At 37.2% G+C, this 26,296-nt stretch carries 20 protein-coding genes; 4 read left to right on the forward strand and 16 right to left on the reverse strand.

What is annotated here, in order from left to right:
* Positions 1-822: 822 nt before the first annotated feature.
* The 7 genes from ACLI50_RS03135 to ACLI50_RS03165 form a co-directional block, all read right to left on the reverse strand.
* Positions 823-1,782, reverse strand: a complete 960-nt coding sequence (locus tag ACLI50_RS03135) for a DUF6624 domain-containing protein (protein WP_411413132.1) — start codon at positions 1,780-1,782, stop codon at positions 823-825.
* Positions 1,783-1,980: 198 nt separating this feature from the next.
* Positions 1,981-2,592, reverse strand: a complete 612-nt coding sequence (locus tag ACLI50_RS03140; RefSeq protein WP_411413133.1) for a hypothetical protein — start codon at positions 2,590-2,592, stop codon at positions 1,981-1,983.
* Between the two features lie 22 nt (positions 2,593-2,614).
* A complete protein-coding gene (locus ACLI50_RS03145; RefSeq protein ID WP_202840567.1) occupies positions 2,615-3,322 on the reverse strand; it encodes a hypothetical protein in 708 nt (235 codons plus the stop codon).
* Positions 3,323-3,489: 167 nt separating this feature from the next.
* Entirely contained in the window at positions 3,490-4,983 is a 1,494-nt protein-coding gene (locus ACLI50_RS03150) for a BspA family leucine-rich repeat surface protein (protein ID WP_411413134.1), read from the reverse strand.
* 3 nt (positions 4,984-4,986) lie between these two features.
* Positions 4,987-5,190 carry a hypothetical protein gene (locus ACLI50_RS03155; RefSeq protein ID WP_411413135.1) on the reverse strand — a complete coding sequence of 68 codons (204 nt, stop codon included), beginning with the start codon at positions 5,188-5,190 and terminating at the stop codon, positions 4,987-4,989.
* A 77-nt stretch (positions 5,191-5,267) separates the two neighbouring features.
* Positions 5,268-7,652, reverse strand: a complete 2,385-nt coding sequence (locus ACLI50_RS03160; protein WP_411413136.1) for a TonB-dependent receptor — start codon at positions 7,650-7,652, stop codon at positions 5,268-5,270.
* Between the two features lie 182 nt (positions 7,653-7,834).
* Positions 7,835-8,119, reverse strand: a complete 285-nt coding sequence (locus ACLI50_RS03165) for a bacteriocin-like protein (RefSeq protein WP_002979306.1) — start codon at positions 8,117-8,119, stop codon at positions 7,835-7,837.
* A gap of 438 nt (positions 8,120-8,557) precedes the next feature.
* Between ACLI50_RS03165 and ACLI50_RS03170 the strand changes: the two genes are divergently transcribed.
* On the forward strand, positions 8,558-9,346 hold the full coding sequence (locus tag ACLI50_RS03170) for an XRE family transcriptional regulator (RefSeq protein ID WP_202840564.1): 789 nt from the start codon (positions 8,558-8,560) through the stop codon (positions 9,344-9,346).
* 70 nt (positions 9,347-9,416) lie between these two features.
* Here ACLI50_RS03170 and xth read toward each other — a convergent pair whose 3' ends face one another.
* Positions 9,417-10,196 carry an exodeoxyribonuclease III gene (gene xth, locus ACLI50_RS03175; RefSeq protein WP_202840563.1) on the reverse strand — a complete coding sequence of 260 codons (780 nt, stop codon included), beginning with the start codon at positions 10,194-10,196 and terminating at the stop codon, positions 9,417-9,419.
* A 189-nt stretch (positions 10,197-10,385) separates the two neighbouring features.
* On the opposite strand from xth, the gene ACLI50_RS03180 reads away from it, so the two are divergent.
* Entirely contained in the window at positions 10,386-11,621 is a 1,236-nt protein-coding gene (locus ACLI50_RS03180) for a YaiO family outer membrane beta-barrel protein (protein WP_411413137.1), read from the forward strand.
* Here the strand turns inward: ACLI50_RS03180 and ACLI50_RS03185 are convergent.
* The 7 genes from ACLI50_RS03185 to ACLI50_RS03215 form a co-directional block, all read right to left on the reverse strand.
* Positions 11,618-15,055 carry a sulfatase-like hydrolase/transferase gene (locus ACLI50_RS03185; protein WP_411413138.1) on the reverse strand — a complete coding sequence of 1,146 codons (3,438 nt, stop codon included), beginning with the start codon at positions 15,053-15,055 and terminating at the stop codon, positions 11,618-11,620. The genes ACLI50_RS03180 and ACLI50_RS03185 overlap by 4 nt on opposite strands.
* Positions 15,049-16,116: a HEAT repeat domain-containing protein gene (locus ACLI50_RS03190; protein WP_411413139.1), complete on the reverse strand. Its 1,068-nt coding sequence runs from the start codon at positions 16,114-16,116 to the stop codon at positions 15,049-15,051. The genes ACLI50_RS03185 and ACLI50_RS03190 overlap by 7 nt, the downstream gene beginning before the upstream one ends.
* 9 nt (positions 16,117-16,125) lie before the next feature.
* A complete protein-coding gene (locus tag ACLI50_RS03195) occupies positions 16,126-16,482 on the reverse strand; it encodes a response regulator transcription factor (protein ID WP_110011584.1) in 357 nt (118 codons plus the stop codon).
* 12 nt (positions 16,483-16,494) lie between these two features.
* The gene (locus tag ACLI50_RS03200) at positions 16,495-20,421 is read right to left on the reverse strand and encodes a response regulator (protein ID WP_411413140.1); all 3,927 of its coding nucleotides are present in this window, start codon (positions 20,419-20,421) and stop codon (positions 16,495-16,497) included.
* A gap of 403 nt (positions 20,422-20,824) precedes the next feature.
* The gene (locus tag ACLI50_RS03205) at positions 20,825-21,640 is read right to left on the reverse strand and encodes a ferritin-like domain-containing protein (protein WP_137904970.1); all 816 of its coding nucleotides are present in this window, start codon (positions 21,638-21,640) and stop codon (positions 20,825-20,827) included.
* A gap of 23 nt (positions 21,641-21,663) precedes the next feature.
* Positions 21,664-22,374 (reverse strand): ferritin-like domain-containing protein, encoded by a 711-nt coding sequence (locus ACLI50_RS03210; RefSeq protein ID WP_411413141.1) that lies wholly within the window; start codon positions 22,372-22,374, stop codon positions 21,664-21,666.
* 78 nt (positions 22,375-22,452) lie between these two features.
* On the reverse strand, positions 22,453-23,022 hold the full coding sequence (locus ACLI50_RS03215; RefSeq protein WP_110011588.1) for a fasciclin domain-containing protein: 570 nt from the start codon (positions 23,020-23,022) through the stop codon (positions 22,453-22,455).
* A 399-nt stretch (positions 23,023-23,421) separates the two neighbouring features.
* Here ACLI50_RS03215 and ACLI50_RS03220 point away from each other — a divergent pair, with 399 nt between their 5' ends.
* Positions 23,422-23,931 carry an RNA polymerase sigma factor gene (locus ACLI50_RS03220; protein WP_411413142.1) on the forward strand — a complete coding sequence of 170 codons (510 nt, stop codon included), beginning with the start codon at positions 23,422-23,424 and terminating at the stop codon, positions 23,929-23,931.
* 1 nt (position 23,932) lies between these two features.
* Positions 23,933-24,757, forward strand: a complete 825-nt coding sequence (locus ACLI50_RS03225) for an anti-sigma factor (protein ID WP_411413143.1) — start codon at positions 23,933-23,935, stop codon at positions 24,755-24,757.
* 83 nt (positions 24,758-24,840) lie between these two features.
* Here the strand turns inward: ACLI50_RS03225 and ACLI50_RS03230 are convergent, their stop codons facing one another.
* Positions 24,841-26,238 (reverse strand): alkaline phosphatase, encoded by a 1,398-nt coding sequence (locus tag ACLI50_RS03230; protein WP_411413144.1) that lies wholly within the window; start codon positions 26,236-26,238, stop codon positions 24,841-24,843.
* Between the last annotated feature and the right edge of the window lie 58 nt (positions 26,239-26,296).

Below are 26,296 nucleotides of genomic sequence, written 5' to 3' on the forward strand. Positions count from 1 at the left end.
AACATTATGGAAACTATACTTCAGGAATTAGATTCAAATATTAAGAGCGTAAGGGCTGACTTTTATGATGGGTTTCCTTCTAAATTTCCTGTTGGGTAATTTAACATAATATAAAGAGTTAAGTTATAATTAATGATCGAAGACACCCTTAAAGACCCTTGTCAAGGTTCAAAACCTTGACAAGGGTTGTGCTCTCTACAACTAATTTTTTCAAACAATTGAGCCAGGAAAATTTTCCCTTGTCAGAAATTAAAGATTTCTACGTCGTCAATGGCAAGCGAAATTATTTGAATTTTAAAAACTATATAATTGAGTTTTACATCGCTTAGAGAAAATTCAGAATATTATGAAGAGCTGTACGGCTTATAGAGAAAAAATATTTACGAGGAGTTGTAAAAAGCTCTGAAATAAAATTTTTCGTTTTGTTTTATGCTTACCAAAATTTCAGAGAATTGGATGATGATAAGCCGGAGATTTTCCGGATAGGTTTACGACAGAGAAGAGTTCCGAGAATTCGTTAAAAGCTATTGGGTAGAAAAAGTTTAAGAATACCGGATTCTCAGACAGTAGTGCTCTATTTCTTTTTTATAATAAAAATCCTATAATTTATATTATGTTAAATTGTATATTATTCTGGTTTCAAAGATTCACAGAACATCTTAGGTTTCATTACTTTGCTCTCTTGGTTATTGTATCGGGTTTTTCAAGTAATACTCAACTCTATTCAAGGTTGTAATAATTAGAAATGGCGGATTAAAGAATTTTAACACCCTTAATCCGCCATTTTGTAAACTGCTGTTATCAGAAGTTTTTTCTATTGATTTAATTCTTTTTATTTAATTTTTCTAATTCAGGTAAATCTTTTTTGTACTTTTCAACATCCCAAGCTAAATTCCAGTTTTTAACGTAGTCAGAGATTGGACCCAGGCCAACTTCTGTTCTTCTTTTATCTACATTTTCCGGATCTAGTAAAGGTAAAACATAGTAAGTATTATTACTTTGATTGATTCCTATCTGGCTTCCGTATATTTGTTTTCTGCCTTCCCGGATTTCTATTCTGTCAATTAACAACGCTAAAGAACCTGCGCTGGCATTTCCTTTTGTGACAGCTTCTTTCATCATCGGTAGATATTTTTTCTGCGTTTCCAGATCTGAATGCTGAATCACAAGAAATAAGGCACTATTGGCCTGTGCGCCTACTTTGTCTTTACCCACCCAGCCTTTTTCATCTAATATTTTTTTTACTTTTAACAGGTTAAGCGAGTCTTTCTGCATTGTTTTTTTCCAAAGATCATTCATTTCCTTAGATTGCGGACCGAATTTTTTTTGCGTTTCATCCATTTGCATTCTATATTTTTGGTCTTCCTCAAGAATTGCCAGTAATTCAGCCTGTAATGGTTTGTCATAATTGGCTTCTATGACCGCTATATTCTTTTCTAGCTTTTCAATTGTTTTCCCCCATTCTTTTTTTGAATGTAGATTATCCAAATCAGAATCAGATTTTAAGTGCTTGAGATTGGTCCAGCCTTTATCTATGGATAGGTTCAGCCATTTGAATGCTTGTTTTGTATTTCCTGCCAAGGAAGATGAGCATGCGCCATTATATAAGTGACTTGGATTTTCGCTTTCGATTTTAAAAGCTTTACCATATACATCAGTAGACATTTTATAATCTTTTGCCCTGTATAATTGATCAGCTTCAATTATTAATTTTGAGTATTCCTGAGCATTAGCGCCTGTGAATAAAAATAATAATAACAAAGCATAAATAGTGTTTCTCATTTTTTCTGTATTTAATTCTTAGATTTTAGATGGTTACGTTTTGTTTTCAGGCTCAGTTTAATTGATATAATTTTACAAAGCCATTTATGCTACGAATATAAAGTTTATTTTGATGATGGGATTGTTAATAAATCACAAAAAAAAAATCATCCTAAGTTTTGGATGATTTGATAAATCTTTTTTTAAAATTTAAATGAGTTATTTTAGCTTGCTTCTCTCCTCTTCCCAGAATCTGTCCATAATTGCCTTAGATTCTCCCGGGCTTTTCAGCATTTTGATATCTCCATTGTCATCAATTCTATAATGCCCTTTAAAAGCATCAGGCATTGCATCGTATTGTCTGTTTACTTGTTCTAATGTTTCTGTAAAACAAGGATAACCATATTTTTCAACTAAATACGGCAAAGCATTTCCTCCTTTTAAAAGTTCGTACTCCTGAAAGTTATAAGGTGTCGTTTGCTGTCTTTTAGCCAGTGATAGGTTAAATTTTTTTAAAAGCTGAGCAATTTCCTTCTCCTCAATACAATGAGAAAGCCCGCGTAACGCATATATTTTCATATCCAGGTAACGCTCTTTCTTATAGGCATTCAGGAAAAAATCCCTCAATAATGGATAATTAAAATCATATAGCAATTTCAATATTTTATTTCGAATATCTAATTGTTTTGCTGAGTTGTAAATAGTAATCAGATGTTCTACATTGTCATTGTTGATAATGCTTTTGTCTAAATTAAACAGTGCATTTCGAAATTCTGGCTTTTTTTCATTATCCTTTTTGTTCGTTAAAATATCCGGGAAGTTGCTGACCATACTATCAATACAAGTGTAATTCTTAGTTATTATTGTTAATAATCGGAGCAAGTTCTTTTTTCAATTCTTCAAACTTCTCCTTGCTCATCATATCAATTTCCACGAGTTCTTTTGCTTCTTTTAATTTTGCAATCGCTTCTTCTCTGGTCATTTTTCTATTTTTTAAAAGAATTTCACCAGATTCAATCCCTAGCTCCGTATCCATCACGCTTAAATATTTATTGATTCCAAAAGCTCTGTCATTTATTTCTCCCAAAACCATAACTACGTACAAAGGCTTATTTTTGCTGCCTCTATGATAAGTTTTTATTTCTCTGACAATCACTTTAGTATTTTTTAAGCTGATATCTGCCATATTTTGTGCTTCACCACCCATAGCAGACATAATACTTCCAAATCCAGCCGGTCTTCCCATTTGTACAAAGTCATAAGTCTTTTTGGAAGTACTTCTTGATTGTGAAATCCCTCCTCTTGCTTTATTTCCATAACTTCCTGAATAAGTCCTTGTATTCAGCTCTTCAGAGGTTGGAGATCCTAATATTAAAGTATCACCTACCTTCACACTATTTTTACTCGTTGTTATATATTCCTTAACCTGAGCACCGTTTTTAATAGTGTTGAAGAAATTAATATCCTGTGTGTTTTCGTAGGTCAATAAATCAATATTTTCCTGAGCTTGAATATTTACTATCGATAAGAGAATAGTAAAAAAAGTAATTGTTTTTTTCATAATTGTTATTTTGTATATTGGAAATTCAATTCTTAGTTTGCAGTTGATTATTCCAGTGTACACAAATATAACACAGTTATTTATATATAAAATGAGGAAAACCATAAAGCTCCAAAATCCGCAGATTTTGGAGCAGGGTTTAAATAGCTAACCTTTCGGCTGTTCTACTATTGCTTGGTGATTTTATGGAAAAAAGTATCACCTTTAAAGATATAGTCTCCTGAAGGATATTCAGTCAGATCGACGGTGTTTTTCCCTTTTCTGAACAATATATTTTTAATGAGGTTACCGTTATTATCATATAAATAAACATTTTCATCTACTGAGGATTCCACGTTGATCACTCCTGTCGTTGGATTAGGATAAGCGGAAGTTTTTGTTTTTGGAGAAGCTTCTCTTGTTGACAGAAAACAACCTGAAATATAGGAATCTCCTATAATATTAAACCCTTTGCTGATCAGCTGGGCTCTGGCCAGCATCGCTTGCGGTGTAGAATAAACCAATCCTGTTGCATCTATAGTTCCGGACGTTATTGTTGAGCTCGCCCAGGTAGGATTATTATTCAGAGCGATGAGAAAATTGCTGTAATTCGTACATGATAAGCCTGCATTTTTAAATCCGAAATAGATTGTATTCCAGCTGAAGTTTTGAAGCTTGATATTCCACGAAGAAATATCCTGGTCAAAATGTGAAGCACCAGCAAACATATTAAATCCGGCGAAATAATCAGCCTTACTTACATCCCAGTTTCCGATGGGCTGATTGAACGATACTGCATTTTCAAACATATGCTCAAAATCTGTCACTTTACCTGTATTCCAGTTATCAAGGGGCTGATTAAATGCTTCCGCATTATAGAATGTATAGCGGAAGTTAGTCGCATTTTCTGTATTCCATGAATTTAATGGCTGGTTGAAAGCGGTGGCATCTGCAAACATGGAGGAAAAATCAGTTCCGGATATCGTATTCCAGGCAGAAATATCCTGATTGAAAGAAGATGCAGAAGAAAACATGCTGCTGAAATTGGTTACTTTTGCCGTATCCCAGTTTCCGATATTCTGATTAAACAGCGTCGCTCCGCTGAACATACCGCTCATGTCCGTAATACGGAATGGATTCCAGTAAGAAAATGAAGTATGGCCTGTCAAAGATGAACAGTTAAGGAACATTTGTGATAAACTGGTTATCTGTGTCAAATCAGGAGTATCTGCAGCCGTTACGTTAAGATTGGGACAGTTGGCGAATGCTCTGTCGAATTGCTGAAGCCATGTCGTATTTCCCCACTGGCTAAGTTCTATAAGTTCCTGATTTCCACCCGGAGGTATGATTTCGGTATTGGCCCTGAACCCGTAAAATGATCCGTTACCGCTGGATACTTTTAATTCGTAAGTGGCCTGCAGAGGATCTGGATGGAATGATGGCCCAAAATATATGAGTAAAGGCTCATTGCTGCTGGAGTTTACATAATCAAACATCCCGTTATGCTCAGGATATCCTACTTCGTGCCAGTAAATGGTGTAATCGGTTCCTGTGCCGCCGAATCTTATTGAATGATCAATGACGCCGTTTGCATTGGGTTTCCAGATGGTAGTAAATTCATTCTGCGCATAGGAAATGCAAAATAAAAGGAGAAAAATGATTATTAGTTGTTTTTTACACATAATTTAAAAAAGTTGTTTTAAGGTTAAAATTGGTTTGGGTAAGACAATTAATTTCCCGGGATTCTTTATCTTATCTCTGATACAAAGGTACTGGCGCACAGCGACAAAACTCGTCGTATTAAATTTTTTTCCTTCTTTTTTTTCTTTTTTTTTGATTATTTTTTTGTATAAAAAAACAGGGTAAAAACTACCAGAAATAGTCTGCATCCTAAAAGGTGGTTTTACATGGATAACCTAAAAAAATCTGCAGCTATTAAGTAATAATAACTGCAGAACAGATTGATTTATATGGTGATTTTCACACCGACGGAAATATTAATTCCGGGAAGCGGACTGAGGAATTTTAACTGAGAGTTCTGAAGTCGGGCCTCAGCATTCAGCAGATTGTTTCCTATGATATAATATTCGAGATCACCTAAACCCAGACTGCTGTCCTTATAAGAAAAACGGGCATTCAGCAGTGAAAATGCAGGCATCGGAAGTTCAGGATTAATATTTTTACCTAAATATTTTTGCTGTAAGTAATGGTCTAAGCTGAGATTCACGCTGAAGTTCTGCAGTGTTCCTTCCAGATTGAATCCGAAACGGCTGGTAGGCATATTGGGCATATAATCGCCATCACTCCATTTTCTTATGGAGCTGTCGGCAACGCTTATATTTCGTACCAGATCATAATATCCGCCTATCTCCCACTTTCCTGCTTTTCCGAGATCTGCTTTATAAGCAGCTTCCGCTTCAATTCCATTGATTTCCGTATCATCGGAGCGCCATTCTTTTACCAGAAAAACTTCTCTGGAAATTCCGGTGTGGGCAAGATAAATATAGTTTTTATAAGAAGTATGATACCAGCTGGCAGATACCCGCAGGTTCTTCAGATTCAATCCGGTCCCGATTTCAACGGTATTGGCTGTTTCCTTATCCAGTGTATCATCACCATTTTCTTCTGTCAGGATCGCAAAATGATTGTTTCCTGAATAAAGCTCATTCACCTCCGGTGCCCTTTCCGAGTGATTGTATTGTACTTTCAGATACCCTTTTTTAAAGAGAGTCCATTGAGCGGAACTATGGAACTGATGAAGAGTGAAATCTCTGTCACTGAGTTTTCCTCCGGAAAGTCCGCGGCTTCTGACATACTTGTTATCTGCTTCTGCCCTGCGTTGTACATAATCGTTTCTGTACCCAAGATCCAGTTGAAGAAAATTAAAATCAAGGTGCTGCATGGTAAAGATTCCAATTTCACGGCTTATATTATTGGGTAAGTATCTCTGGCCTCCGGTGCCTTCCATATCTCTGTATTGTATTTCAAGCCCCGTAGTTCCGGTAAGAAATTGTAATTTCTGCTGGTTGATTTCCAGGCGTCCATTGTGTTGATTCACAGTAAACTGGTTGGCACGGTACCGATCCAGAAGTTCAGCATTTTTTGAAAATACCCCCATATAATTCAGTTTGATGCTTGAAATCGGAGAATGGGTAAACTTGTAACCGGATTCAAATATGGCTTTATGAGATAGGCTTCTGATGTTGATGGGACTATATTCTATTTTGGGTTGTGGTTTTCCATGGCTATGTTTGGGGATTTTAGGGATTGCATATCCCGGAACCCCAAAATAGGAGTAAGAATTCTGATACGCGCCTCCTGCATACAATGATTTTCCATTATAACTGGTGCCTACATAAAATGAATTGCTTTCCGAATGACTGTTGGGGATCTCACCATCTTTTGTTTCCACATAATCTTTGATTCCGTTTACTTCACTTTTATATCGGTCTTTCACGGCATCCTGACCAGGAACATACAAATCGTTTTTCGGGTTGGGATAATATTTACCGTCAGCAGGATTGTAATACGTGGAACTGAATGTATACAGATCATCTTCCGAAAGCTCATACTCTATCATATGATCTTTGGCAAACTGGCTGATATAAGGAAAAAGGCTCTTGTTCAGGACACGTCTGGAATCTACATTGATCTGGCAAAGTGACTGTAAAATACTGTTGAAACCTACAAGCTCGGGATCATAACATCTGTCGTCTTTTGATTTTCCCGGAATTCTGACTATTTCCTGCTTCTGATTGGATGCTCCAACCGTCCAGACCCAGTTTTTAGCAATAATTCCTCTGGCTGAAAAAGCCTGTTTCTGACCTCTATTACTGCCTCCTTCAAGGAGGCCTTTGAAATTTATCTTTTTTTCCGGAAGCTGTCTGGCAATATAATCTGTTTCAATATCTACAGCTCCTCCAATAGCTTTTCCACCATACAAAACCGATGCAGAATTTTTGTAAACAGTGATATTCTGAACACTGTTCATTTCGATATCCGTATTAAAATCCGGGCTTAATCCCGAAAGGTCATTCACTGCCATTCCGTTTTCCAGTATTTTTACCCGGTTTCCGCTTAAGCTTCTGATAACGGGAGCTCCGGAATTTGGTCCATATCCCGAATTTTGAATTCCGGGAATTTTACTCAATGTTTCTCCCAGTGTATTGGATTGAATGAAATCCAGTTTTTTTCTTGAAATATTGGCAGCGTTATAATTTGTTTTTCCCTGTACCTGAATGGACTCTATGTCTTTTACCGTTCTTTTTTCGGGGATAATTTTCTGCGCTTTCAGAAGTGATGACGAACAAATAAGTGAGCTGCCTGCCAAAAAATAAAAGGTCCTTTTCATATGCATATACTTTAATGATTCGGCAAAGCTAGAAAATTAAATTTATTAATGCAACATTGTTGCTTTATTGCAGTTTATCAAAAGCCATTTAATAAATCTAAGTCACTGAAAAGGAATGATATGGATAAGAAAAAAACCGCCCTGAAAAGGGCGGTCTGTTTTTTACATGTAATGCTTTCTGACTAGCAAGTTGATCCGCACTCAAGTAATTTGATGTGGATTACACCATTAACAACACATTGTGTCTGGCATAAAGCGTTAGTTACAACAGTGCTTACACCGCCAACTACTCCACCTACTGTAGATCCTACGCCTGTAACTACGCCACCAACGATAGTACCTACACCGCCTACTACTCCACCAACTACTCCTCCTAGTCCACCTAGAAGTCCGCCGATTGGATCTAGTAATCCGTTACCTGAAATAGCTTTTAATTCGTTTCTGTCCAATTTTTTTAAGTTTTTCATAACTATAATTTTATATGATTATTACATCACGAATATATGAATAATAATAATAAAATTGCAAATTATTTTAAATAAATTAATTATAAGTTTATATTATTTAATATTTCATTAATATAAATACAAATAATTGATAATATTATTTTCACTTATATGTGATTGATTTTCTAAAAGTTAAAAAGCATAACTCAATTTGTGGAATTTAGAGTTATTATTTTTGCATTAAATGTTAATTATTGATATTTATTTTTCAATGTGACTAAAACAGTTTCCAATGGTGCTGTAGCAGGTAAAATGGATGACCTGAAATACCTGGATTTCCTAGTTTTAGATAAAAAATAAAAAAACATCAATGAAATTTGTATTCTTATCGGGTAAAACCCACTTGGGTTGATTGATAAAGGAATCAAATTTTGTATTTTTGCTGACATACTTATATCAATGTCAGTTTTTTCAAATAATATACGCTTTTTAAGAGCCAGGAGAAAGCTCTCCCAGCAAAATGTAGCCGATGAACTCATGATTTCAAGAGTCCGGTATTCAAAATATGAAAACGGAATTTCGGAGCCTCCTATCGAACTGCTTGTAAAAATTTCAAAATATTTCCATGTGAGTATTGACCTTATGCTTTCAGTAGATATTGAGAAGCATCCGATAGATGAAATGTTAAAGCTTCCGGATAACAGAATCGTTCTTCCGGTTGCAGTGGATACTCATGGAAATGATACCATAGAAATTATTCCTCAGAAGGCATCAATGGGATATCTGGAAGGTTATAGCGATATAGAATACATCGAAAGTCTTCAGCGTATTGCTCTTCCTTTTCTTACCAATGGTAAATACAGGGCTTTTCCTGCGGATGGTGATTCTATGCCTCCTTTCAGAAGCGGATCTTATATTGTAGGAAAATATGTAGAAGGAATCAATGAACTGAAACAGGGTAAAACCTATGTTTTTGTTACTTTAAATGACGGAATTACCTACAAACGTTTTAAAGAAAGAAAGGAAAATGCAATTTGTGTAAGTGCTGATAATTCATTTTATGAGCCTTATGATATCCCTTTTGAAGAAGTAGTGGAAATCTGGCAATATGCTTCAGGAATTTTCCCGGAAGATTTCGAGCCGGGTGATTATGAGAGCTACAACTTTAAAGAGATGTTCCGTGAATTGAGACAGGATATCAGGGATCTTGACAAAAAGGTTTCAGGCCGCCGCCGCAAGCAATCTTAATAGTTAAAATAGATATCATATAAAGACTCCTGGTTTTATACCGGGAGTTTTTATATATGGACTTCAGTTATCAAGGATGATCCGAAAGTTCAATCCACACCGGAGCGTGATCGCTGCTTTTTTCCCAACCCCGTACATGTGTGTCTACTCCACCGGAAGCCAGTCTGGGCTGTAGATAAGGACTTAATAAAATATGATCAAGCCTCATTCCTGCATTGCGGTCGTAGGCTTTGTATAAATAATCCCAGAATGTATAGATTTTCTCATCAGGATAAAGACTTCGCAGAGAATCCAGCCAGCCTTTTTTCTGGAGTTCTTTAAATGCTTTTCTTACTTCTGTTCTGTATAAGGCATCATTTTCCCAGCGCTCAGGTTTATAAACATCAACAGGTTCCGGAATAATATTGAAATCGCCGATAAGGATGGCGGGAAGTTCCATTTTGATAAGCTGGTTGGTTCGTCTCTTAAAACGTTTCAGCCAAGACAATTTATAATCAAATTTAGGTCCCGGATAAGGATTTCCATTGGGAAGATACAGGCAGCAGATGACCATTTGATCTATAATCGCTTCTATATATCGGCTTTGAACATCTTCTGCGTTACCTGGCAAAGATCTTTGTACTTCAGTTATTTCTTTATTTTTGGCCAATATGGCTACTCCGTTCCAGCTTTTCTGCCCTTTCCATATCGCCTTATATCCTGCTTTATTGATTTCCTGTATAGGGAAACGTTCCTGTGGGGTCTTTAGCTCCTGAAGGCAGACGATGTCTGGTGAAGCTTCCTTCAGCCACTTCAGTAAAACAGGAAGCCGGCCATTGATTCCGTTAACATTATAGGTTGCTATTTTCATGAGGAAGGTTTTTAGAAAATCAATTATTTTCAATTACGACAATAATTATTCCATCATAAATATCTGTTATTTGATATTTTGTGGAAGAATAATCTTAAAAAGATAAGTTTTGGTGAATAATCTCTGGGTAGAGAGATAAAAGTTCAATATATTTGTGTTAAAGATGTAGCTCATTAATAATAAACTTCGATGAAAAGATATCCGACCTTTTTATTAGCATTACTTTTTCCCATTACCATGTATAGCCAGCAGAATCTTACTGCTGATGAACTGTTTGTTAAAGCCCGCACCACCGCTTTTGAACAGAAAGATTATACTACATCTATTGCCCTGGCAAAAGAGGCGTTGGCAAAAGCTCCCAATTATACCGATATTTCTGTTTTTTTGGGAAGGTTATATACCTGGAATAAAGATATTGAAGCGGCAAGAGCTGTGTTTGAAGATCTCGGAAAAAGAGAGGTTCAGGATGAAGATTATTTTCTGGCGTATGCTTCATTGGAATACTGGAATGATCAGAATACAAAGGCAATTGAAATTATAGATAAAGGACTTTCTTATCATTCAAAATCTGAGGCATTACTGCTGCTAAAGGCAAAAGTATATTTTGGAATGGATAATTATGAAGAAGCTGACAAAGCGGTAACCACTCTATTATCTATTAATCCCAAAAATACAGAAGCGAGGGCTCTTGCAGTAAGAATCAAGGATCTGTCTTCTAAAAATGCTATTGGAATTATTTACAACTATTCCCATTTTGACAAGCAGTTTGATGATGACTGGCATATTGTGGGAGTAAGTTACAAAAGAATTACATCTATTGGTTCTGTAATCCTTCGTGGCAATTATGCCAATAAGTTTGCACAAGGCGGAACACAGATTGAGCTGGAAGCGTATCCAAGACTTTCCAAAATGTTCTATTTATATGTTGGCGGAGGATATTCTGATGATGTAGGTCTGTTTCCGAAATACCGTACCGGAGTTTCCCTGAATGCCAATCTTCCTCATAGTTTTGAGGCAGAGCTGGGTTACCGTCAGCTTCATTTCAGCAACAATATCTGGATGTATACTGCGGCTGTAGGAAAATATTATAAAAATTTCTGGTTCAACCTTCGTACTTATATTACACCTGACAATAAAAATATTTCACATTCTTATACCGGAACGGTGAGATATTACACAAAAGGCGCTCAGGATTATGTTGCCTTTCAGATCGGAACCGGGATAAGCCCGGAAGAATACCGAAATAACCTTCTGGAAAATGAAACCTTTAAGCTTAAAACCTTTAAAATAGGTGCTGAGTATAATTTCTCTTACCGTTCTGTCAATCTTTTTTCTTTAGGAACCATGTATTATAACCAAGAATTCCGTCCTGGTGAGAGAGGAAATCAGTTTGACATTACTTTAGGTTACACCCGGAAGTTTTAAAACTTTGACCTTGTTTTTTTCTTAAAATTAACCATTACCGAATCCGGCATCAGTTTCTTTGTGGAATAAAACCGGGCATTCATGCTTTTATACTGATTGAACCGGGTATTGATCTTGTTCAGGGATGCTGCATCATTGGAATTATCTTCCTCCATGTTCTTAAGGGTGAAAAGCTGCCCGTCATGGATATAATATTTCTCAGAAACAAAATCGATAAGCTGGTTTTTACTTTGCATCATAGGGATTCCGGCCTTGCTGATTTCAGAATCTGCTGAAAAGCCACGTCCTACCCATGTAACGGTAGAAGGTGTTTTGATTTGATAATTATTTCTGTAGTACGCCAGAATCGAAGGCGCAATATCAAAATGACTTACCGTTTTATAGAATCGCTTTGATTCTTTTAATAACGGAGAATAGATTAATAATGGCACATGGAATCTGTCAATTTTAGACTGTAATGTAATTTCAGGCATACTGTGATCTCCTGTAATGATGAAAATGGTGTTTTTGAAGTCCGGTCGTTTGCTGTAATTTTCAAAGAAATCTTTCATTGCATCATCTGCATTCAATACCGAAATGAGCTGATTTTTGTGAGCAGATGCCCATTTTTTCTGTTCAGGAGTTAAAATTCCTGAATTAAGCCTTTGATTGTACAGCTTTTCATAATAATCCTTATTGTTGATTAAAAAAGGATTATGGGTTGAAAGCGTAAGTATCATATTGAAATACGGTTGATTCTGTGGTTTCTGCTGCTGTTGCATTTTACTTAAAACAGCCTGATCTTCATATCCCCAGCTCTCCCCGTTGTTGGCAGGAAGTTTACTGTAAGGACTGCTGAAGGAAGCCTGGTCAATAATATGATCTACTCCGCTGTATTCCAGAAACTCACGGTAGCGGTCAAATGATGCATGACCTCCGTAATAAAATCCTGTTTCAAAACCGTTTGCTTTAAGGATATTATAAAGATTGAAATTCTCCGGTGTTTTTTCTATTTCAAGAAAGCCGTTCTTTCCGAAAGGAAGAGATCCTGTTAATGACGGTAATGCTCCGAATGTTCTTCCTGCTGAGCTTAAACTGTTTTCCCAATACAATCCTTTATGGGACAGTGAATCAAGATAAGGAGTGAAGTTTCCGATATATCCTTTTGGGGAAGTATACGCATGTCCGAAACCTTCCATCACAAGAAAAACAAGATTGGGAACTTTCTCAGATCGATTAAAGTAAGAACCTAAAAAATCCGGTGTGTTTTCTTTTCTCCAGAACGGATAGTTTTTATCAATCATTTCTGCATTGGCAGTAAAATCTTCATTATCACTCAGCAATTCAGTGAGTTCCGGATGGTCGCTGATAAAATTGTCTTTATTGGATTTAAAAAAATAAGCCCATTTACTTTTTGCTGCATTTTGATTAAACTCACTTTCGGAACTCAAAATCTTTGCTCCCACTACATTGGAAGGAATAAAAAATGCTGTTAACCCGAAAATCAATAGTATTATTCCCGGATAGATTGATTTTAAAGCTCCTTTTCCTGCAATCCACAAAGGAATCAAGGATCCCACGATTAAAATTCCCAGCAATGCAAAGTTTTTGAAGTTCAGCATTCCGCTTGCCTGCAAAATCTGCTTCATCTCTTCTTTGCTGTAGTATAAAAGGTCGGCACCCAAAACATTTCGGGTTTCAGAAAAATACAGGAACAAAATATATTGAGTAACTGCTACAATAACCAGGGTGATTATTCCCAGAATTTTTGCCCATCCTTCTTTAACAAAATTAATAATCAGATATATAATTCCGACACAGAATGTCAGTTGAAGCGCAAATAAAATGTTTTCTAAGAAAAGATGACCAATAATGGCTGATGTTTCAAATTTTGGAAAAGTATATTTGTACCACAGTGATTCTGCGGTTATTCCTAATAAAAATAAGGCAAAGAAAGCCAATGCCAGCATTCCCCATTTTTTAAGTCCTGCCTGAAGAATGGCATATATCCTTTCTTTCAGCGGTAAATGCTGTGTGCTTTGGTTGAAGCCCTGTCTTGTCATTTCGCCCCAGCCATGGGATTTTTTGAAATAATCTATAAATCCGTTAACGCCTGCTTTTACGACAATAGGATGAAAATAAAAAGGTTCGGAAAAAGCGGTAAAAATTAGTCTAAGGAAGTCTTTCCTTTTGGTATAAACCTGATGGCTGACAAGATCCACCAATATCGCATAGATGGAATAGAGGAATCCCATTGAGATGACGAGGGCAAACAAGATCAGAAAGAAGGGCCAGTTGATAATCCCAAGCAATAAAAAGATGATAAAGATAATATACCCTGAAAATTCGATGAGCGGCCCCAGAAATTCAAAGAAGAACCAGTAAGGAAGACTGATCATTCCTAATTTTTTATATTTCGGATTGAACATGAGTTTTCTGTGTTTCCACAGAGTTTCCATGGTTCCGCGCATCCATCGGTTTCGTTGTTTTCTGAGAATATCTTTGGATTCCGGAACTTCTGTCCAGCATAAAGGATCCGGAATGGTAAGTACTTCGTAAGGCTCATTCTTTTCCTCCATATACTTTCTCATTCTTACCACCAGCTCCATGTCCTCTCCCACTGTGTTTTTATCATAGCCACCGCAGGCCAGTACAATTTTCCGGTCAAAGACTCCAAAAGCCCCGGAGATCAGGATCAGTCCTGATGCTCTGGACCATGCCATACGTCCCAGTACAAAAGCCCGGATATATTCCAATGCCTGTGTTCTTCCCAAAAGAGATTTGGGCATATTGACACTTACTACTTTTCCGTTTTCAATGACACAGTTGTTGGCCAGACGAATCACTCCACCGCAGGCAATAAACTTTTTATCAGTCTGCTCCAGCATTGGTTTTGCGAGTTTTAAAATCGAATCCTGCTCGAGAATACAGTCAACATCAATACAGACCAGATAGTCTCCGGAAGAAATATTGACTCCAACATTTAAGGCATCGGCTTTTCCTCCGTTTTCTTTATCAACAACAATCAGTTTTTTGAAGGCCGGATTTTTACTTTTATAAACTCCTCTTACCGCATTGGTTTCAATTTTTCCCTGAATAAAATAAGCTACAGACTCAAGTTCGTAAGCCTCAATCAGCTTTTGCATGGAATCATCTTTACTTCCGTCATTTACAATGATAATTTCCAGATTATGATAGTAAAGAGATAACAGTGAACGTACATTTTCTACAATGGTCATTCCTTCATTATATGCCGGAGCTATAACGCTGAATACCGGAGCATTGGGATTGGCCGCAATAATGCTGTAGTCTGTAAATGTATTTTCTTTTTTATAACGTAATACAGCGCCAAGCGCATAAATTCCTATCCAGCCATAGATAAGGGCTACTGCTGTTCCGTAAATCAGAAACAGCCAGATAACAACTTCATAGATGATGTGTGAGAATTCTAACATGCTTTTTCCTGTAATGCGTATTTAATAATTTGAATTAATTCTTCAGGAGAGGTTTCCTTTTGGGATATCTCTTTCAGTAATTCCTGTTTCTCCAATGCACATAAAGCTTCTGCTGCATATACTTTTATCCCTGAATCCGGATTTTCCAATAACTGATCTTTCAGAAAATCCGTACTGTATTGGTCTTTTGACTTTTTCATGACTTTGAGAATCTCTTTCTGTACTTCAGCTGGCTGATGGGGATAGATTTCCATAAGATCAGCGATTGTTGAAGAATTTTCCAGCGATAATAAAGTTTGCACCGCCTGAATCCGTACATCAGCAGATGGATGATTCAACAAATCAGTCACTGTTGGATAAAGTGATAATATCTGAAATTTTCTTAAGAGTTTAAGGGTAAAAATAACTACGGATTCATTAGAGTTTTCCATCCAGCTTTTAATGCTGTCTCGGGAATTCTCCGGAATATGTGTTACGGAAATAAGCAGACGAAGCTGCTGCCATTCTGATATTTTGGAGGAAATGCTGTTCAGGAAATGAAGACCTTCGAATCCTTTAAAGTTAACCATTGCATATTGCGCCTCCTGATACACCTGAGCTGAAGGATGGGTTAAAAATGTAGAAATTTTTGGCAACGCTTCCTGTACGTGCATGGCGGTAAGTTCCTGTATTCCTCCTGCAATAATATGTTCCTTCTTTTGATTGAGTTTTTTCAATGCTTCTTCCTGAAGGCCATATTCATGAAATAAATCTTTAAGTTTATTCTGTGCTGCTCCGGAAAATTTTTTCTCGGATTCTGCCAGTTTCTGAAGAAACAGATTTCTGAATGAAGGAGTACCAGATGCTGTTAAAAAATTAGTGTCTGCAGCCAATTCTTCTTCACCATATACAATCACTTCTGAGATCTTTTTATTGATCACTTCAGACCATCTGAAAGTCCGGATAGATTCTCTGTACTGATAAAAGCTGTATATCAGTACAACGATGATCAATAAAAGTACTAAAGATAGCATTCCCAGGAAAACAAGAAAAAGAAAATGCACAGAAGTGGTGAGAAACATGGCTGTAGTTTATTTTGAAGAAAATCTTTTTATTCTTAATATCAATTCATTGGGACTGAATGGCTTTACAATAAAATCGGCTGCGCCCAAATCGAATGCATTCAATACTACTTCCTCCTGCCCCATACTGGAAAGCATGATTACCGGTATCTGCTTGCCCATGGTTTTAATGGCAGAAAGTATTTCAATTCCGGAGGCAAAAGGCATCATAATATCAGTGATGGCGAGATCTACCTCTCTGGTTTTAAGGGTTTCAATAGCGTCTTTCCCGTTTCGGGTCAGGATCACTTCGTGCCCTTCTTTTAATAATTTGTGTTCAATCGTTTTTAGAATCAGTTCGTCGTCTTCGGCGATTAGAATCAGCATAATTTTGGTTTTTTATTGTATTAAATTTTTAATTAATTGTAATCCTTTTGTTATTTCCCGGATCATTTCTTTTTCCATGGAGATAAAATCCATGTCGGGTTCCGCTTTACTCTCCCAGCTGGCCGCATTTTTTGTAAGCGTTACCAATCCCGCTGTTCCTGCTGTTCCTTTGAGCTTATGAAGGATCAGTTTCAGATTGGTACTGTCTTTTTCAGCTGCGCTTTTTTTAATATCTTCTTCAGCCTGAGTAAGCTGTTGCATGACAAGATCCAGGAATATTTTTCTAAAATCTTCATCATCATCACCTATCTGTTCGTTCAGAAGATTTATATCGAGATCATTTTCTGTATCTGTGGTATTCTCGTCCGGAACATTATTCTCCTCTGGAACATTATTTTCACCAGGAATGTATTTTTTCAGTATTTCCAGCAGATCATTTTGTCTTAAAGGTTTAGGAAGGAAGTCATTCATCCCGGAATCCAGACACTTTTCCTTCTCTCCAAGTACATTACCGGCAGTGACGCCAATAATCGGGATATCAGAATATTCCGGAAGCAAACGGATTTGTTTTGTAGCTTCAATACCATCCATTACCGGCATCTGGACATCCATTAAAATGATATTGAATTTTTTTCCCTGACAAAGCTGCCATGCCTGGAGCCCATCCGTAGCTTCTGTAAGCTCCGCATCAGGAATCAATGAACCTATCATTTTATGGTTGAGAACCATGTTAACCGGATTATCGTCCACGAGTAAAACCTGTGGTGACTGCATCAAAAAGCAAGATTCGGTTTCCTGCTGTGAAATGCTGGTTACGTCTTTTTCCGTATTTTTCACAGCCCGGCTTAATGTTTTATAGAGTTCTTCTGATTTAATAGGTTTTAACAGGAAGTATGAATCGCTTTCCTGACGGAAATAATTAATCACATCATGTTCTTCAGATGAGGTATGAAGGATAATCAAAGGTGAGGATTCATTCTGCTGATTAAACAGGTCTTTGATTTTTTCTATGGTTTCCAGCCCGGAAATAATTGGCATATGGTAATCCATCAGGATAACATCAAAGCGTTCTCCCGCAAGTAAGATCTGAAGTGCCTCCATTCCATTGGCAGCCAGCTTTGAATCTATATTTTTATAAGCCAGCATGTGCTGAATAATAATCCTGTTGGCTTCATTGTCATCTACGATAAGAACCTTATTGATTGGCAGCTCTTCATCTTCATGACGGTCGGACATTTCATAAGGAACCTCTATATCAAAATAGAAGACAGAACCTTTATGAAGTTCGCTTACCAATGACAAGCTGCTTCCCATATATTTCAGAATATTATTGGAGATGGTCAATCCGAGACCTGTTCCTCCATAGCGTTTGCTGATCGAGCTGTTTTCCTGGGTAAAGGCATCGAAAATATGCTGCTGTTTTTCCTTAGGAATACCAATTCCGGTGTCTCTTACGGAAAATCTCAGGGTGATATTTTTGCTGTCCAGATTCAGTTTTTCTACTTTAAGTTCTATTTCTCCCTGTTCTGTAAATTTTACGGCATTTCCAAGAAGATTGATCAAAATCTGTTTCAGCCTTGATTCATCCAGCCAGATTGTTTCAGGAAGTCCCGGTTCTATATTCAGCAGCAATTCTATATTTTTTTTCTGCGACTGGTAAAGGATAACATTGATTACCTGACTTACCATGTCGTAAATATTGGCTTTTTCCACAATAAGATCCATTTTTCCGGATTCTACCTTAGAAAAATCAAGGATGTCATTGATGATATTCAACAGATTTTCTCCTGATTCATTAATATAGTGGAGATATTGAGTCTGTATCTCGTTCAATGGAGTTTTTAAAAGAAGGTCGGAAAAACCGATTACCCCGTTCAGCGGAGTCCGGATTTCATGGCTCATGTTGGCCAGGAATTCAGTTTTTGCTTTACTGGCAATATCTGCCATTTTCTTGGCATTTTTCAGTTCTCTGTTGATTCTTACTGAGGCTGTAATATTCTGGGCAGAAACAATAATTCCTCCTATAACATGATTGGAAAGATACCATGGTGTCACCTCTACGCTGTAATGCTGAATGATTTCTTTACCAGGAATTTCTATGGCCATGTCTTCATTCTTATAGGCCTTTCCGGCCAGTGCATCCTGATATATTTTTATTCTTTCATCCGGTACATTGGGCGATATCTTAAACATATTTTCACCAATAAGCCTGATGTCATTCATCTGAAACTCATCTTTCCAGCTTCTGCTTACAGAAACATAATTGAGATCTTTGTCAAACATGGCTACTGTAGCAGGTACGTATTTTACAAAAGATTGTAGCATAGCCTCTTTCCTGGCCAGCTCAAGGTAGATATTTTTGAAGGTATCAATATTCTGAATGATTCCATAGACTCTGGTGCATACTCCATCCTCAAATTCCGGGATCCCTTTTACCCTTACCCAGATCATCACGCCGTCATTCTGTATAAGCTGTAATTCTTCATCGTAAGGAACGCCTTCTTTTACAGCCTTTTCGAATAAAAATTCCAGCTTTTCCCTGCTTTTTTCACTGTAAAAGCCCAGTGCATTTTCAAAATCGGGCTGGAAATCTCTATCGATTTTATGGATTTCTCTGGTAGACTGAGACCAAAAAACGGTATTGTTTTTCAGGTTGACTTCCCATCCGCCCACCTGCGCCACAGCACTTGTCTGTTCCAGCATCTTTTTGGTTTGAACAAGGTCTTTTTCCAAACTTACTCTTTCAGTAACATTCAGGGCAGTACTTACTACATAAGGATTTCCTTCTTTGTTGATTTCCACAAGATTGTGATACATCCAGATCATTTCTTCACCTCCTTTTGTTTTCAGGATCATGGTTCCGAAATCTTCCTCGTTTTTATTGATTCTTTCGAGGTATTGCTCAAGAAGATGCCAGTTTTTTTGGGGAACAAGGTCTCTTAAATTCAATCTTTCTACTTCTTCAGAAGAATATTGCAGGGTTTCTCTTCCTTTTTCATTGACAGCAATGATATTACCTTCCATATCATGCATACTCATCAATCCTATGGCGTTTTCGAAGAAGCTTCTGAAGCGGCGTTCAGAGCTTTCCAGTTTATTCTTTTCTTCGATACGCTGAGTGATATTGATTCCGAAACAAAAAATCTCCGAGCGATTTTGATTGAGCTTTAAATACCATTCAATGATGATGGTTTGCGTATCATCTATCTTTGTTGAAGTCGTAAATGTAACTTCTTCATTGGTATCGGGAAGATTTTTGGAAAGCATTTGCAGCTGAGAATTGTGATTCCCTATCAGATCCATGAAATTCTGATTAAGAACCTCTGCTTTATCTAATTGAAACACTCTCTCAAAAGTCGGATTCACATCCTTCAGCACAAAATCCTTATCCAGAACACAGATCAGATTATTGGAAATGGTAAAAGTCTGCTGAAAATACTCAGCCTGGAGATTTTTCCTTTTTCCCATGAGAACTTTTGTGACTGCCTCTCCTATTTTTTTCAGGGTTGAAATCTGATCATCTGTAATTGTTTTAGGTTTGTAGTCGATAACACAGAGTGTTCCTAATACAAATCCCTCATCATCAATCAGGGGAACTCCCGCATAAAACCGGATTCCACCTGCCAGAATAATTGCGTTATCAGAAGATCTTTCGTCTAATAAAGTATCGTTGATAATAACAATATCACCACTGGCGATAGAGTATTGACATACAGTATTCTTCCTGTCTACAAAATCAAGAGCAAGCCCCACACAGCTTTGGATAGTCTGGGTTTCGCTTTCCATCATGGCAATAAGCCCTGCCGGGCAGTCTGTCACCAGACACGCTGTTTCTGCGAAAATATCTAACTGGGGGTCTTTTTCAAGGTTTAAAAGACCAAAATACTCCAGTTTCTTCATTCGGCTTTCTTCATTCGCAGGAATTGGATACTTCTTCATATATTATATCAACAATTAGAGACTTTTCTTTTTTGATTATTAAAAAATGATAATCAAGGCCTTAAAGTTTATATTTTAAATGTTTTTAAGCGCTTTAAATTATTATTTTAATAAGTAAACCAAATTACAAAATAATTTTGTATTGTATTGCAGTAAATTTGTTAATAAAGCTATATGTGTATTTATTTTAAATTAGCTTACGTGAATTCTGTATTTATATTGAAATAACGAGCATTATGAAAATAAAAGCACCATAAGTGAATATGGTACTTAAAAGATGAATCGGGATGAATATAAGATATTGATTGTGTGTTTTCTTAAGGCCTGAGGATTGATTTAGAAAAAAGTCCATTCCCTGAAAATACGGAAATGGACTCACCACTTATCATCATCCAAATCACAACTATACTATGAACAGGGAAGCAATGGCTTGTGCATCGCTACCGCTTAAAATTTCGTCGTAGGCTGCAGAACCTGCTGCGGCACCAAATAAAGTTCCGGTATTATAACCTGCCTGGTTGGTATTTTCTTCTCCTGCATAAACCGGATTGGTGGCGGAGGGCATACTTCCTCCGTTGGCAAGCTCAATCCATCCTTTATTCGCTCGCATTCTTCTTACCTGTGAGGCATGTCTGGCTTCAACGGAGTGAATCTGTAACGCTGCCTGCAGAACCACTTTGTTGGACATCACATTTCCTGCCTGCCCTTTGTAAGCTCTCACTCCGGTATCTTCAAAAGCCTGCGCAAGGATAAGAAACTGGTTATAATCTGTAAAAGGCATAAAGTTTCCGCCGGCTGTAAAGTCAAAAATAGGTTTATTTCCGGGAGTTGTTCCTAAAGAAGTCAGTGTACTTTTCAAAAAACTTACATGAGCCGATTCATGCTTCGAAATCTGCATAAAAACAGTCCGGTCTCCATTGGGAATCAGTCCCGGGGTTGACAAACCTATGCTGTAATATTCATTTTCAAGATATTCCAGTACCAGCGCTAGTTGTAAAGCATCTGTAAGTGTACTTTTTAAAGCAGTACCTGTTAATGCTGTTTTGGTAGTTTCTGCTTTGGCAGGAGTGGCCATCATAGCACCCAAACCAAGGGGTACAGCTGCTGTAGCTGCTTTTTTCCCGAATAATGAAATATCAGTAATCGTTTCTAATCTTGATGCTTCCTTGGTGAAAAATTTATCATCAGAAAGTTTATCCAGTAATCTAAGAATATTCATAATGTGAGTTTTTAGGGTGATGTTTAGTTGATTCCTCTTTCTTTCCAGGTAAATGGTGTTTTGATAAATGCTCCGGCAGCCATTACGATATCTTTCGGCTCTTTGGCAAGATCAAGTCCGTTGGCGTCGATCACATCATCTCCTGAAAAATCTGCAGATCCGGGATTGATTAAATTTCTGATGGCAGAAGCATGTCTGGCTTCCACAGAAACTATTTTACCGGCAATAACGAGATAAGCCGGATTGGAAATGTATTTTCCTGCTCCATTGTAAGCTGCAACACCGGTATCTTCCAGTGCCTTTGCTGTAGCCAGTACTGAATTTCTATCATTAAAATTCACATTCGGATACTGGAATTCAAGCTTGGGAAGCACATGATCTGTAGCACCACTAATGGCAACTTTGAAAAAATCCCTGTGAATCACCTCATGATGATAGAGGTCTGTAAAAATCTCTTTTTCAATACTGGAAATTCCTGTATAAAAATTGTTGACCACTTTTGTATAAAAATCTGCTTCAAGCTGTTCCAAAGCATAGGCATAATTTAATACCCCTACATCTCCGGTTCCAAGATCGTACTTTGATTCTTCTATAATCTGGAAGTCATCATCATCATTACATCCGATGATGGTAAGGCATGCAATAGCCAATCCTACTCCACTTAGTTTTAAAAAGCTTCTTCTGCTGGTATCAAGGGTTGCACCCTGATTAGAAACCTGAATTGTTTTTTTCATAGTATTTATTTTTAGTGTTGGATAAATAAGAGATAAAAACAGCACATTGGAATATGCTGTCTGAAATCTTAGAATTTGTTATGGCATCAATACTGTATCGATTACATGAATCACTCCATTAGACTGGTTCACATCAGCAATCGTTACTTTGGCGCTGTTTCCTTTTGCGTCTTTTATGTAAAGATTTTTACCTTTTGTCCAGAATGTAAGATCTTCACCCTGTACAGTTTTCATCATGCTTTTTCCGTTTCCTGCTTTTACAGCGGCCCATATTTCTTTAGCGCTATATCTTCCCGGAAGAACATGATAGGTTAAAATAGAAGTAAGCATCGCTTTATTTTCAGGTTTTACAAGGTTTTCTACGGTACCTTTCGGAAGTTTGGCAAAGGCTGCATCTGTAGGTGCCAATACTGTAAAAGGTCCCGCACCCTGTAATGTTTCTACCAGGCCGGCAGCTTTTACCGCAGCGACAAGGGTTTTGTGATCCTTTGAGTTGACTGCATTTTCAATAATGTTCTTAGAAGGATACATAGGAGCTCCCCCTACCATTACTGTTTTTTCTTTCATCGTTTGTGCAGTTACCTTCCCACTGAATGCAAATGATAGAGCTACCATTGCTAGAACTGTGATTTTTGATTGTGTGTTCATTGTAGTTATTTTTTTGTTAATTATATTTAATTCGTGCTTTTAATGTCATTTACGAGGTTGGTTTTATTTTAGATTGAAAAAAAAGTAAATTTATTTTAATGTTTTGATTTTCAGTTTGTTAATTTTATATCCGTAGTGATTTTATAATACTTTCGAATTTTAAAAACCGTTTTTTAAACAAATTCTGAGGTACAATAATGATATTCTCAATAGGATTATTCTATAGCTTTACAGGTAGAATTTCTGATATTGAATATTTTTCAATGATTTATATAAAATTGTTTACGAAATAAAAGATGTGTTAGATTTTATTGTCTATGTATTTTATTTTATTACATTTGGAAAGAAAAAATAAAAGCTATTAAAACAACCTATTCTGAAGAGGAGCTTATCGTTTTATTGAAAGAGAAAAACGAAACTGGTTTTCATTATCTGTATGACCACTATTCCGGTGCGTTGTACGGGATTATTCTTCGGATCGTTCAGTCTAAGGAATATACCGAAGAAGTTATTCAGGATGTTTTTGTTAAAATATGGAATTCTATCCATCAGTATGATGCTTCCAAAGGGAGGTTTTATACCTGGATCATCAATATTGCTAGGAATACAGCCATTGATTATTTAAAATCAAAAGCTTTCCAGAATGAGCTTAAAAACCAACCACTTCCGGATTTCGTATATAATACTGCAGAGCTTTCAACGACTAACCATTCTTCCGATTATATCGGATTTAATAACGTGCTGGAAGGTCTGGAAACAGACAAACAGGAGCTCATCGATCTTGCTTATTACCAGGGATATACCCAACATGAAATATCAGAAAAACTGAAGATACCGCTGGGAACGGTAAAAACGAAAATGCGGAATGCGCTGATGAAATTAAAGGATTTGCTAAAAGATTATCAATAAATTGAACACTAAAGAATACATATCATCCGGAATTATAGAATCTTATATTCTTGGCCATGCTTCTCCCGAGGAAGCAGGGATTTTGGAGTGTGTGATGAAGAATAATGCTGAAGTAAAAGAAGCTTTTGAAGAAGCACAGAAGACTTTGGAACATCTTGCTACAGCTCAGGCTGTAACACCGCCAAGTGAATTGAAATCGGAGATCTGGAACAAAATTCAGCAGGAACAGGTTGTTGAAGAAATAACTCCTGTTCTTCCGGCAGTTCTTCCTGAAGTAAAAAGAGAAACAGAAAATACTACAGAAAGAAATGATTTCAGGAAAAATACACCCTGGAAAACATATGCCATAGCAGCTTCTGTATTGTTCCTCGTAAGTGTTGCCGGAAATGTATTCTGGATGAACAGCCAGTCTGCCAGTCAAAAAGAAATGGCTTTAATGATAGCTGATAAAAAGCAGATGGATCAGGCTATGGAAAAAATGAACCGGAAGATGGATATGATTTCCAATCCCGATATGCAGATGGTGATGCTGAAGGGCGTAGAGAAACACACAGACGCCAAAGCAATGGTTTTCTGGGATAAAAAAACAAAAGAAGTCTATCTGAATGCGGAAAAACTTCCTAAAGCTCCCGAAGGAATGCAGTATCAGCTCTGGGCTATAGAAGATGGAAAACCGGTAAATGCAGGAATGTACACTGAAGATAAAGACAGCAGAATTGCTTTGGCCAATATTCCCAAAGCGCAGGCTTTTGCCATTACACTTGAAAAAGCAGGTGGAAGTAATGTTCCTACCATGGAAAATATGTTTGTAATGGGGGAAATCTAACCCCCTGTTGATACAAAACAAGGCGGACACAATCAATCCGCCTCGTATCTCCCAAATAATTAAATATGAAAAAATATGAATGTCTAAACCAGACAGGCCTTCAGCATCAGATCGTGAAGGTCTGTATTTTTAATAAACGGCTGTAAAAGTTCATTTCCGGGGCCGTAAGCAACGACTTCCACGTAATCTCCGGAATGATCCATACTGATCCATCCTACGGAATTCCTGCTTTTCTGAATTTCTGAATACAGTTTAAAAGGCAGTTTCTTGTAATTATAAAGTCCCGCTTCCTCTTTTTCAAGACCATTGTAGAAACTTAGCATATGTCTGGCTTCATCGTCATTCAGAGTAATCTTGTTGCCTTCATAAATCCAGTCTTTAATGTCTTTTACCGAATCATCCTTGTTAATCTTATTCAGAATGTATTCATTGGTGTATTTGTATTCTGAAATGCTGTTAAAATGTGTAGTAGCCTCTGCTCCATAAATAGTTCCCGGATTAGCATTTCCATGGTCTGTAGTGATGATGACTAAAGTATTTCCGTCTTTTTCGGCAAAATCCATGACTGTTTTTACCGCTTCATCAAATGCGAGCTGATCATGGATGAGTGCCGCTACATCATTGGCATGGGCAGACCAGTCTACTTTTCCGGCCTCGATCTGAAGGACAAAACCTTCGGGATGATCTTTCATCTGACGGATAGCAGTATTGGCCATTTCAGCAAGAGTGGGTGTATTTTTATATTCCGGAAGATGAGCTCTGTCGATGCTGTAAGGCAATGCTCCTGTATTGAAAATGCCTAGCAGTTTCTCCCCTTCTTTGATTTCTTTCAAATCATTTTGTGTTTTCAGAATTCTGTATCCTTTTTTGCTGTAAACAGAATAGAGGTCTTTTTTGTCTTCTCTTTTGGAGGGATTAAAAAATTCGTCTCCACCACCTAGCAGCACATCGAGTTCAAGCTCGGCGTACATTTCAGCAATTTGAGGTTCAGCATTTCTTTTCGAAGAATTTACACAGAATCCGGCAGGAGTAGCATGAGTAATGGTTACAGTAGTCACGCAGCCTGCTTTTTTTCCTGCTTTTTTATATTGCTGCCATATCGGAAGATGTTTCTCTCCATTAGCTCCGATGTTTAAAACTCCGTTTTTCACTCTGATTCCTCCTCCAAAGGCCGAACTTGCGGCAGCAGAATCTGTCACAACAGAACTTGCTGAAGCGGTGTCCATCAAAGCACGGGTTACCTTTTTATCATGATACAGATTAAGCCAGTTACTTCCTTTTCCTAAAATATTCCGTGAATACAGATCTGCCATCGAAAGCGTTCCAAGGCTCATCCCGTCACTGATCATAAAAATAATATTCTTAGCTTTTCCTTTCCGGTGCAGTTCGGTATTCTTCCCGAAGCTCCAGAGATCAGATGGCGATAAGGTTAATAATCCTGAAAGTATTGCAGATCCTTTTAGAAATTTTCTTCTGTCCATATTGTTTTTGAAATAATGCCGAAAGTTATTATATTTAATTCTTTATCGTAACTTTGTT

This window comes from Chryseobacterium cupriresistens (assembly GCF_046614675.1).
In the GTDB taxonomy this organism is placed as follows: Bacteria; Bacteroidota; Bacteroidia; order Flavobacteriales; family Weeksellaceae; genus Chryseobacterium; species Chryseobacterium cupriresistens.